10 protein-coding genes are annotated in these 11,283 nt (G+C 39.3%); 2 read left to right on the top strand and 8 right to left on the bottom strand.

The features are described from left to right. Positions 1-140 precede the first annotated feature (140 nt). The 8 genes from ispD to AN161_RS19555 form a co-directional block, all read right to left on the bottom strand. On the bottom strand, positions 141-830 hold the full coding sequence (gene ispD / locus AN161_RS19590) for a 2-C-methyl-D-erythritol 4-phosphate cytidylyltransferase (protein WP_053596032.1): 690 nt from the start codon (positions 828-830) through the stop codon (positions 141-143). Positions 831-842: 12 nt separating this feature from the next. Continuing rightward, entirely contained in the window at positions 843-1,928 is a 1,086-nt protein-coding gene (locus AN161_RS19585; protein ID WP_053596031.1) for a PIN/TRAM domain-containing protein, read from the bottom strand. Positions 1,929-2,315: 387 nt separating this feature from the next. Next, positions 2,316-3,692 (bottom strand): DNA repair protein RadA, encoded by a 1,377-nt coding sequence (gene radA / locus AN161_RS19580; protein ID WP_053596030.1) that lies wholly within the window; start codon positions 3,690-3,692, stop codon positions 2,316-2,318. A gap of 167 nt (positions 3,693-3,859) precedes the next feature. Continuing rightward, positions 3,860-6,304: an ATP-dependent Clp protease ATP-binding subunit gene (locus AN161_RS19575; protein ID WP_053596029.1), complete on the bottom strand. Its 2,445-nt coding sequence runs from the start codon at positions 6,302-6,304 to the stop codon at positions 3,860-3,862. Next, a complete protein-coding gene (locus AN161_RS19570) occupies positions 6,294-7,403 on the bottom strand; it encodes a protein arginine kinase (RefSeq protein WP_053596028.1) in 1,110 nt (369 codons plus the stop codon). Before AN161_RS19570 ends, AN161_RS19575 begins: the two co-directional genes overlap by 11 nt. Continuing rightward, the gene (locus AN161_RS19565; protein WP_053596027.1) at positions 7,400-7,948 is read right to left on the bottom strand and encodes a UvrB/UvrC motif-containing protein; all 549 of its coding nucleotides are present in this window, start codon (positions 7,946-7,948) and stop codon (positions 7,400-7,402) included. Before AN161_RS19565 ends, AN161_RS19570 begins: the two co-directional genes overlap by 4 nt. Positions 7,949-7,962: 14 nt before the next feature. Beyond that, a complete protein-coding gene (locus tag AN161_RS19560) occupies positions 7,963-8,433 on the bottom strand; it encodes a CtsR family transcriptional regulator (RefSeq protein WP_053596026.1) in 471 nt (156 codons plus the stop codon). A gap of 299 nt (positions 8,434-8,732) precedes the next feature. Further along, complete coding sequence (locus tag AN161_RS19555; protein WP_053596025.1) at positions 8,733-9,038, bottom strand: DUF4870 domain-containing protein; 306 nt, start codon at positions 9,036-9,038, stop codon at positions 8,733-8,735. A 124-nt stretch (positions 9,039-9,162) separates the two neighbouring features. Here AN161_RS19555 and AN161_RS19550 point away from each other — a divergent pair, with 124 nt between their 5' ends. Together AN161_RS19550 and corA are read left to right on the top strand one after the other, a co-directional pair. Next, complete coding sequence (locus tag AN161_RS19550) at positions 9,163-9,846, top strand: class I SAM-dependent methyltransferase (protein ID WP_053596024.1); 684 nt, start codon at positions 9,163-9,165, stop codon at positions 9,844-9,846. A 72-nt stretch (positions 9,847-9,918) separates the two neighbouring features. After that, entirely contained in the window at positions 9,919-10,878 is a 960-nt protein-coding gene (gene corA, locus AN161_RS19545) for a magnesium/cobalt transporter CorA (RefSeq protein WP_053596023.1), read from the top strand. Positions 10,879-11,283: the final 405 nt, after the last annotated feature.

Genomic DNA, 11,283 nt, shown 5'->3' with positions numbered 1-11,283 from the left:
TAAATACTGTTAGAAATTGTTGAAACAGATCTTATCTTGAAGAGAGCCCTCAAACTTATAAAAAATGAGCAGAAATATCAAAGCAAAAAAGAGGCTCGGTTTTCATACCTTGCCTCTAATGTTTCGTTTATTCTAGCATTTCATTGCTTTTTAGCGCGTTTCTGTAATATCGCTTCACCGAAAACTAAATCTTCTTGCGTCGTCATCTTTACATTTTCGTAGCTGCTTTCTACAATATGCACCTCATGGCCAAGACGTTCTACTAGCATCGCTTCATCGGTACCAAGAAAACCTACCTTCTCAGCAACATCCTCCGCCTCCACAATCAAATCAAATTGAAATGCTTGTGGTGTTTGAATCATCCATAAGCTTTCACGATCAATAGTTTCTTCAATAACACCATCACGTACTTTTTTCATTGTATCCTTCGCACGAACACCCGCAATCGCAGCGCCAAAGTCATGCGCACTTTGTACAAGATTCGCAATAATGTCATGAGTGATAAATGGACGCGCAGCATCATGCACAAGCACAATATCGACCTGTTTCATTTCTTTCATGCACGAATGAACGGAATGCTGACGCTCAGCACCACCATCAGGCAAGCCTTTAACTTTAGAAATTCCATATCTCTCGAGCATTTCTTGAATAAATCCGCGCTCTTCTGGCTTCACTGCAAGCCAAATACCTGTACACTGACTATCCTGTTCAAATACTTCCAGCGTGTGTATGAGAATGGGTTTCTCTAAAAGATTTAAAAATAACTTATTTTGCCCCGCTCCCATTCGCTTTCCGCTACCTGCTGCAGGCAACACTACTTCATATTGCACATTTCTCACTTCCTAGTCATCCTTGGGTTTAGCAAAAATCATACGACCTGCTGATGTTTGTAGAACACTTGTTACGGTTACCGTAATTGCCTGTCCTATATAGCTACGTCCACCTTCAACAACGATCATTGTCCCGTCATCTAAATAAGCAACCCCTTGATTATGCTCTTTTCCATCTTTAATGACCATTACTTGCATATCCTCACCTGGAATAACGACAGGCTTCACTGCATTTGCTAAATCATTGATGTTTAGCACCTTCACATGGTGTAGCTCACAAACTTTGTTCAGGTTAAAGTCGTTCGTAACAATCTGTGTATCGGCACCTCTTTTCTTTGCAAGACGTACTAGCTTTAAGTCAACCTCTTGCACATCCTCAAAGTCCTCTTCAGTAATCTCAACCTTTGTCATACGTTCATCTTGTAATTTTTTCAAAATATCTAAACCACGACGACCTCTTGTACGCTTTAACGTATCCGAAGAATCTGCAATATGCTGTAGCTCAGTAAGGACAAATTGGGGTACAACCAATATACCTTCTATAAAGCCTGTTTCAGAAATATCTGCAATACGACCATCAATAATAACACTAGTATCTAACAGTTTATAGCTTCCTCGTGCTTCTTGAGGCTCTACACCTTCTGCTAATTTTTTCTTCGTATTGTTACCACGTAATGTAAATAGCTGGATTAGTTCATCACGCTTTTTAAAGCCTACACGGAATCCTAAATATCCAAGCACAAATGACAGTATAATTGGTAAAACCTTTGTAAAACTCGGTAAATCAATACTATCGATTGCAAAGCCTAAGAAATACGCAACAATCAGTCCAATAATGAGCCCAAGTGTACCAAATAGTAAGTCTCCAACAGGCACCTTAAATAGCACCTCTTCCATCCAGCTAATAAGCCTTACAAAATAATCGGAAAAGGCAAACGATAATGTAAACAGTAAAAGTGCTCCTAAAGCTACTGATACGTAGGGATTATCAAGCCAAGGATTAGATGATAAATGAAGCAATTCGTATAATGGCGGTAAGAAAACAAGGCCTAATGCTCCTCCAATCAGTAAAAAAGCAATTTGAACAAATTTTTTCATAAGCTGTCACCTCCCATTCTTAATATATAATTATACATAGTTTATTGCAGAAAATCTTTTATGACCCTATCAAAGTATCGGTAATTTCATCCATTGATCGATCATCCCAAGTCTACTGAAAATCAATTTCTAAAATTCTTCACACTAAAATCAGAAATGCTCTTTGGCATCCGATCTGCATTAAACAAGCATTTTCACGGACATTATCATAGACGCCAATTCCCCTCTTTGAGTTTCCTACCTTCTATCTATGAATTAAAAAAACCAAAACCCTCTATTTCAGCGAATGTCTTTTGTACCGAAAGCGCAGCGACAGGTACAGGTGTTCAATTGCTGAAAGAAGTTAAAAGTGCATGTCAGAACATTGTCCAACATGCACAAACTTCTTTATAGCTCTCTAAAGCAAGCATTCAATGCATCCTTTATCGTTTCTACGCCAACTATCTCAATACCTTGTGGAAAATCCCAGCCACCGATATTAGAGGCTGGTAAGAAGACCCGTTTAAATCCGAGCTTTGCTGCCTCAATCACACGCTGTTCAATCCGAGATACACGACGCACCTCGCCTGTCAAACCTACTTCCCCAATAAAGCAATCTGTCGCTCTGACAGCTTGATCCTTAAAGCTCGAAACAATGCTTGTTAACACAGCCAAATCAATTGCAGGCTCATCAAGCTTCACGCCGCCAGCAACTTTAATATATGCATCCTGTGCCTGTAGCATGAGACCCATTCTCTTTTCAAGGACGGCCATAAGCAGTTGCACACGGTTTTGATCGACACCTGTTGCCATTCGTTTCGGATAATTAAAGCTTGTTGGTGTTACAAGCGACTGAATTTCAACTAGAATTGGCCGTGTACCTTCCATTGAGGCTACGATTGTTGACCCAGCCGCCCCCTGTGAACGCTCCTGTAGGAACAACTCAGACGGGTTTAACACTTCCTTTAAGCCTCCTTGAAGCATTTCAAAGATAGCAATTTCATTTGTAGAGCCGAAGCGGTTTTTTTGGCTCCGTAAAATACGGTGATTATGATGTCGTTCTCCTTCAAAATACAATACCGTATCAACCATGTGCTCTAAAATACGTGGCCCTGCAATTTGTCCTTCTTTTGTTACATGTCCAACTAGAAAAATAGCAATTCCCTTTGTTTTTGCAATTCGCATGAGTTCTGCTGTACATTCACGCACTTGTGATACACTACCAGGTGCACTCGTTACCTCTGGATGAAAAACAGTTTGAATAGAATCGACAATAACAAACTTTGGCTGCACCTCATCAATGGTTTGATTTAAAAACTCTAAATTCGTTTCAGAATATATATAAAGCTCCTGTGAGATCACCCCTAAACGTTCTGCACGCAGCTTTGTTTGACGGATGGATTCCTCACCGGAAATATAGAGCACACGATGTCCCTTATTCGACAGCAACGCAGATACTTGTAATAATAACGTCGACTTCCCGATCCCAGGATCTCCTCCGATTAATACAAGAGAACCTGGCACGATGCCTCCACCTAGCACTCGGTTGAGCTCACCCATTTCTGTTGCAACTCGTGATTCCTCAGCAGCTTCAATCTGCATAATAGGGAGAGCCTTTTGGGTAACTGTAGCAGAATGTTGGAATGCCCCTCGTGGCCCTTTTGCAATGACCTCTACCTCTTCAACCATCTTATTCCATTCTCCGCATCCTGGGCATCTTCCCATCCATTTTGCAGATTCATAGCCACAGCCTGAGCATACAAATTTCGTTTTCTTCTTTGCCAAATTGCATTCACCTCGAATATTTGTTCTTATGTTTATTGTACATAAAAAAGGACAGCTTGGCACTATAGCCTTGCTGTCCTTTTCAAATGAAATGTTTACCCCGCATGAATGTGCAGTAATTTATCTGTACCGAAAGCGAAGGTTCACTTTATCGTATGATATGAAGATTATTTAGAAGTAGATACTTCCTCTTTTTTCTTCACAACAAACTCATCATTCACGTAATCAATGATTACTTGATTACCCTTCTCTACATTGCCTTTCAGTAGTTCTTCCGATAAACGGTCTTCTACTTGTTTTTGTAATGCACGACGTAGTGGGCGAGCACCGTATTGAGGATCATAGCCTTCCTCCACAATTTTCTCAAGAGCTGAATCCGTCAACTCTAGCGAAATATCTTGCTCCTTCAGACGTTTCGTTAAAGCATTCGCCATCATCGCTACGATTTCTTTTAAATGTTCTTTTTCTAGTGAGTGGAAGACGATCATTTCGTCGATACGGTTTAAGAATTCTGGGCGGAATGCTTTTTTCAATTCCTCCAGCATTGTACCCTTCATATCTTTATACTTCGTATCCGTACCACCTACATTGAAACCAAGGTTTTTCTGATATTTTAAAGCATCCGCACCAACGTTTGATGTCATAATAACAACTGTGTTGCGGAAATCTACCACACGACCTTTAGAATCTGTTAAACGGCCATCTTCAAGTACTTGAAGTAAGATATTGAAAACATCTGGATGAGCCTTCTCAATTTCATCTAGTAATACTACAGAATATGGTTTACGACGAACCTTTTCTGTTAGCTGACCGCCATCATCAAAGCCTACATAGCCAGGAGGAGAACCAACTAAACGAGAAGTCGAATGTTTTTCCATGTACTCAGACATGTCAACGCGGATCATTGCGTCCTCATCACCAAACATAACTTCAGCTAATGCTCTTGCAAGCTCTGTTTTACCAACCCCTGTTGGACCTAAGAAAATAAATGAACCAATTGGTCGTTTCGGATCTTTTAAGCCAGCTCTTGCACGGCGAATTGCTCGAGAAATTGCCTCTACTGCTTCTCCTTGACCTACAACGCGCTTGTGTAACTCTTCTTCAAGCTGTAATAACTTAGAAGATTCTTCAGAAGCAATTTTTGATACTGGAATTCCAGTCCACATAGATACAACCTCTGCTACATCATCCACTGTAACTTTCGATTCGGCTTTCCCCTGTTCTTCCTTCCAATTTTTTCTCGTAGATTCAATTTCATCTTTTAGCTTTTGCTCTGTGTCTCTTAATGATGCTGCCTTTTCAAATTCTTGACCTGAGACGGCTGCATTCTTTTCAGAGCGTACATTTTCAAGCTTATCTTCAAGTGCCTTTAAGTTTGGTGGCACTGCGAATGAACGTAAGCGTACCTTAGAACCTGCTTCATCGATTAAATCAATCGCCTTATCTGGTAAGAAGCGATCAGAAATATATCGGTCACTCATTTTTGCTGCTGCTTCAATTGCCTCATCTGTAATTTTCACACGGTGATGCGCTTCATAACGATCACGTAAGCCTTGAATAATTTGAATGGCTTCTTCTACAGTTGGCTCATCGACTTGAATAGGTTGGAAACGACGCTCTAATGCTGCATCCTTCTCAATATATTTGCGGTACTCATCTAGTGTTGTCGCACCGATACATTGAAGCTCACCACGAGCTAAAGATGGTTTTAAAATATTTGATGCATCGATCGCACCTTCTGCACCACCTGCACCAATTAATGTATGCAATTCATCGATAAATAAAATAACATTGCCTGCTTGGCGAATTTCATCCATTACTTTTTTCAAGCGATCTTCAAATTCACCACGATATTTTGTTCCGGCAACAACTGTCCCCATATCAAGTGTCATGACGCGTTTATCACGAAGAATTTCTGGCACTTCATTATGAATAATTTGCTGTGCTAAGCCTTCAGCGATAGCCGTTTTACCGACACCTGGCTCACCGACCAATACAGGGTTATTTTTTGTACGGCGAGATAGAACCTCAATAACACGTGTAATTTCCTTGCTTCGACCAATGACCGGATCTAAATTGCCTTCACGAGCAATTTGCGTTAAATCACGCGCAAGGCTATCTAATGTTGGTGTATTTGCAGCCTGTGCAGCTTGTTGACCAGATTGAGCATTATCATTATTACCTAATAACAAAAGCACTTGCTGACGAGCCTTATTTAATCCGACACCAGCATTGTTTAATACACGAGCAGCTATACCTTCACCTTCACGAATAAGTGCTAATAGTAAATGCTCTGTACCGATATAAGAATGACCTAGTTTGCGTGATTCATCGACTGATAGTTCTATTACTTTTTTAGCTCGAGGTGTGTAGTGGACAATTGGACCAACATCCTCTTTACCTTTCCCTACAAGCTCTTCAATACCTGCTTCAATCATTTGAGGACTAATATCAATGGCTTCTAATGCTTTTGCAGCAATACCGCCGCCTTCACGGATAAGCCCTAATAGAATATGCTCTGTTCCAATTGATTCGTGCTTCCAACGAATAGCCTCTTCTTGTGCAAGCTGTAATACTTTTTGCGCGCGTTGTGTAAAACGATTAAACATCAAATGAATCCTCTCCTTTTTCCCCAATAATAGGCTTACTCATATTTTCTTGAAATAATGCCTCACGAAGCATTTCAGCTCGTACGCGATCTCGCTCAGCAGGTGGCAAAACGTCCCCTGCATAATGCTGTAAAAATCCAGGTTGCATACTGACAACACATTCGTTTAAAGTGGTCGCTTTAATGCCTTCAATTAACTGTAAATCAACCCCTAAACGGATATTCGATAGGCAAGTAGCTGCTTCCTCACTCGTTAAAATTCGAGCATATGTTAAGGTACCTAAAGAACGGTATACGCGATCTTCGAGGGCAAGCTCTGCTTTTTCCATTAACTTGCCTCTTGCATGCCGTTCTTTTTGAATTATTTTTTCAGCGACACTTTGAATGTCCGCTAAAATATCATCTTCTGTTTTTCCTAGTGTAATCTGATTTGACACTTGGTAAACATTACCTAAATTTTCACTACCTTCTCCATATATTCCCCTTACTGTCATTCCTAATCGTGTCATTGCATTAATGATTTGATTCATCTGACCTGTGAGTGTAAGGGCTGGCAGGTGCATCATGACAGATGCTCGCAAACCAGTACCAATATTTGTTGGGCAACTTGTTAAATAACCAAATGTATCTCGAAATGCATAAGGCAAAGCTTTCTCTAAGGTACGATCAATTTTATCGGCCTGTTCGAATGCCTTTTGAAGCTGAAAACTTGCCGTCATACATTGAATGCGTAAATGATCTTCTTCGTTCACCATAATGCTAGTTGATTCGTCATCGGATAAAAGCATGGAGCCAACTAGCTCTTTTTTTGCAAGCTGAGGACTAATTAAATGTTTCTCTACAAGTATTTGACGTTGTAAAGCTGTTAAATCCTTAATAGCAAAATATGAGTAATTTTCTTGAAGCTCCGTACTGTCCTTTATTGCATGTGTAACTGCCTGCTCCACCTGTAATGCCTCATTCTCTGTAAAGGCTAATGGAAAACGATAACCGTCTAAATTTCGAGCAAGACGGATACGGGTACTAATGACAATATCTGAATAATCATCCTCCATACTCATCCATATTGGTGTAGCACGCTCTAAAAACGATTCAATCATCACGACACATCACCACCTTCAAATTGTAGGTGCTTCTCAAGTTCCTTCACTTCATCACGAAGCTTTGCTGCCTCCTCAAATTGTTCTTCATCTACAGCAACTTTCATACGTTTACGAATATCTTCAATTTGCTTTTTGATAACATAAACATTGCTTCGAGCACCAGGCATTTTCCCTATATGTTGAGGCCCAGCCTGTATACGATTAAAGAGCTTCGGTAAGTGCTCGCTAAAGGTGTCATAACAGCTAGGGCATCCAAATTTACCTTCTTTTAAAAACTGTTTATACGTAAATCCACATTGTGGACATGTTTGCGGTTGTGGCTGCGCCTGCTGTTTTTCACCCGCTTTTTGTTGCTGCCACGAAGGTGAGCCAAACCAATTGGATAATAGCTGTTGAATAGATATTGGCTCTTGTTTAAATTCAGCATGAAATGGATGGAACTGCGAGGCGCAGACGTCACAATAATGGTGCTCCACCTTTTGACCACTTTGAACCTGTGTTACGGTAACTGTCGCATTACGCTGCTTACAATGTTCGCATATCATTTCCATCACCTCTTTTATTTTTGCTGTTCATATTTAATCGTTGTTAGCATCGCTCGTAAAATTTTTGCTCGAATATGATCCCGTAACGGGAGTTGCAAATCAATAGTTGAGCGATCAACTGCTGCTAATATTATTTTCGCTTCTCGCCTTGAAATTACCTGCTCATCAATTAGTCGATAAACTAAATCTTCTGCCATTGTTTGCGATGCCCCACCTTCTATTTGCCTGAGGACATCGTCGATTAAATCAATTTGTGAATTCGCGCGGACACGTAAAATTCGAATGTACCCACCACCACCACGTTTACTTTCAACAAGGTAACCTCGTTCGGCAGTAAATCTTGTATTTATTACATAATTTATTTGTGAGGGCACACATTGAAATTTATCTGCAATTTCACTACGTTTTATTTCAATATGCCCTTCTCCACCTAATTCAAGTACTTGCTTTAAGTAGCCTTCTATGATGTCTGATATATTACGCATTTTAGGAATACACCTCGCTTACTTCACTGACTTTGACTATCTTTGACTTTCTTTGAGTATATTATACAAAACGCTTGAAAATAATTGCAATTATTTCGCACACTGAAATTAAAAGCGACCGTTTATCTCCGACAAATACTAGAGATTTCTTCTGAGAAATCGAAGCGTTCTCGGGGGATGCGCTTGAAACTAGACACACTGAAATGTTGAATGCCCCCACTCATACCTATAATCTACCCTTATCACCAATAGAAAAAACGCAAGCATATGCAACTAGCATATACTTGCGTCTATAAAAATTATACCCAGCGACCAACAATTGGATAACGCCAAGGCTCATCAGATAAAGCCTTCACAATACCGATAATTGGTACGATAAATAACATAATCCCAAAAATTATTAAAAACGGTATACCAATTAATAAAAAGCTTAAAATAACTGAAATTCCAATTAAAATCCATATTACAACTTGGAACAGCATTGCTTGAACAGAAATTGCTTTTATTTCTTCATCCGAGCTAATTAAGAAAAATATAATTGGTACGAACCATGGCGCAAAAAAAGCACTTGCGTGTATGATTACCTTAGACCATTTAGTTTCCATTTATATCAACCTTTCCATTTTAATTTGTCTTTGTTTTATGTACTACTATTTACGGAATAATACCCTAAATAGTTTCAAATATAAATCGATTTTAAAAATTTTTTTGAAAGGCATGTGATACGTGATGGAATTCAATAACACACTTGCGAACGAATATGAAAAAGGTATTCGTCGCACGCTACCTAGCTACGATGCAATGCTACGTTTAACACAAACATTTTATCGATCTACATTACACGAGAAAGCTGAATTTTTAGTAGTTGGATCAGGAAGCGGCAATGAAATTTTACAGCTCGCTGAGCAAAGACCTCATTGGTCATTTGTTGGCATAGACCCTTCTTCAGCCATGCTGCACATAGCTGAAGAACGTTTAAAATCTCTACCTAATAATATTTCTTTATATCAAGGAACTATACTCGATACTCAGCTACCTTCAGTGAAGTTTGATGCAGCTAGTTGTGTACTAGTGCTTCATTTTATACAAGATTACCAAGAGAAGTTTGCAACATTAAAAGAAATAGCAAATAATTTAAAGCCTGGTGCACCATTTGTGCTCGTCTCAAAATACGGACAGCCTGGCTCCTTAGAAACTGAGCTACAATTTGATTTATGGCGTGCTTATTGGCTACAGCATACAAAGCTATCACCATTAGAGGTAGCGGAAATGGAGAAATCCATACGTTCTCTTTCATTTATGCGTGAAGAGGACATTTTATCACTATTACAGCAGGCAGGCTTTACAAAACCATCTAGATTCTTTGCCACTACTTTATTTGGCGGTTGGATATGCTATAAAGAAGAGATATAAAAATAGGGTGTTATTTCTTGTGAAGACAAACACACCTGTTAGGATAGGATTAACGGAATTGAGGTGAATGCTGTGATACGCACAATTGGAATTACAAAAGACCAAAAACTTATAAAAGAATTTCCGCTTGAGGATATACACAAAAACGAATTTGAATGGTACTGGGTCGACTTTAATTGTCCGACCGATGAGGAAGAACTACTGTTAGATACATTTTTCCATTTTCACCCGCTTGCTATAGAAGATTGCTTAATGCGTTTACAGCGGCCAAAGCTCGATTTTTACGATGATTTCCATTTCTTTGTTATTCAAAGGGTTAACGAAGAATTATCAGCTGAGGAAGTAAATATTTTTGTTTCTAATAAATTTATTGTTACATTCCATAAAAACGTAGCACCCGAAATAGATCGAGTGCAAAAGATGCTAGAAAAACAGCCAAAGAATTGGGAACGAGGCACAGTATATTTAACGTATCAAGTAATCGATAAAATCGTTGATAGCTATTTCCCACTTGTCTATAAGATCGAGGATCATTTAAATGCACTTGAAGATGAGCTTAACTATCAAAGTAACCACAATGCCATGAAAATTGTGTTCGAATTCCGTAGTGATTTGCTTCATTTGCGTCGCACAATATTACCAATGCGTGATTTATTATATCGAATCCTTAATTCTTATCGCTTTTCACTAAATAAATCTGAACGAGCTTACTTTGGCGACATTTACGATCATCTGCTAAAGCTTACAGAAATGGTAGAATCCAATCGTGAACTTACAGCTGATATGCGCGATAACTACATGGCGATGAGCTCTAGCCGTATGAATGGCATTATGATGACATTGACTATTGTATCGACAATTTTTATTCCATTAACATTTATAGCTGGTGTTTACGGTATGAACTTTGATCATATGCCTGAACTTCACGGACGGTATAGCTACTTTATCGTGCTTATTTTGATGATTTTAATTGCAATATTTATGCTCGGGATTTTTAAATTTAAAGGCTGGTTTAAATTATTTAAACCTTAAAAATGGTAATTCATTGGTATAAAAATAGACCAAAGATAACCTATGGGAAACAAACTCTTGTATCAAAATGGTCAAGGAAATCTTAGTGAATGTTGTGACAATGAGGATGTTTTTCCGTTCGAGGCTACTCACCATGATCGAACAGAATAGACTTATAACAGTGACGAGATTGTACAACTGCTGCCGCTTCGCTTTCCCACGGACAAAAGTCGAAGTTTCGTTTTATCACTATAAATTAGAGTGGTATGCCAGAAGATACAGGCTATGTGAAGTGGTTGATTGGAGTGGAGGCTGTGCGACTACTTGGGGATCAGCGTCACAGATGAGATCCTGGAGCGCAAGGAAGCTGCTCATCGGACACCCCCAGGAAGCTTTGCTCTGTGCGAAAGCGAAGCCAACAATTGT

It is taken from the genome of Lysinibacillus sp. FJAT-14222, from assembly GCF_001278875.1.
GTDB classification, from domain to species: domain Bacteria; phylum Bacillota; class Bacilli; order Bacillales_A; family Planococcaceae; genus Lysinibacillus; species Lysinibacillus agricola.
The sequence above is the reverse complement of the archived record's forward strand: the minus strand, read 5'-3'. Positions and strand labels throughout refer to the sequence as shown.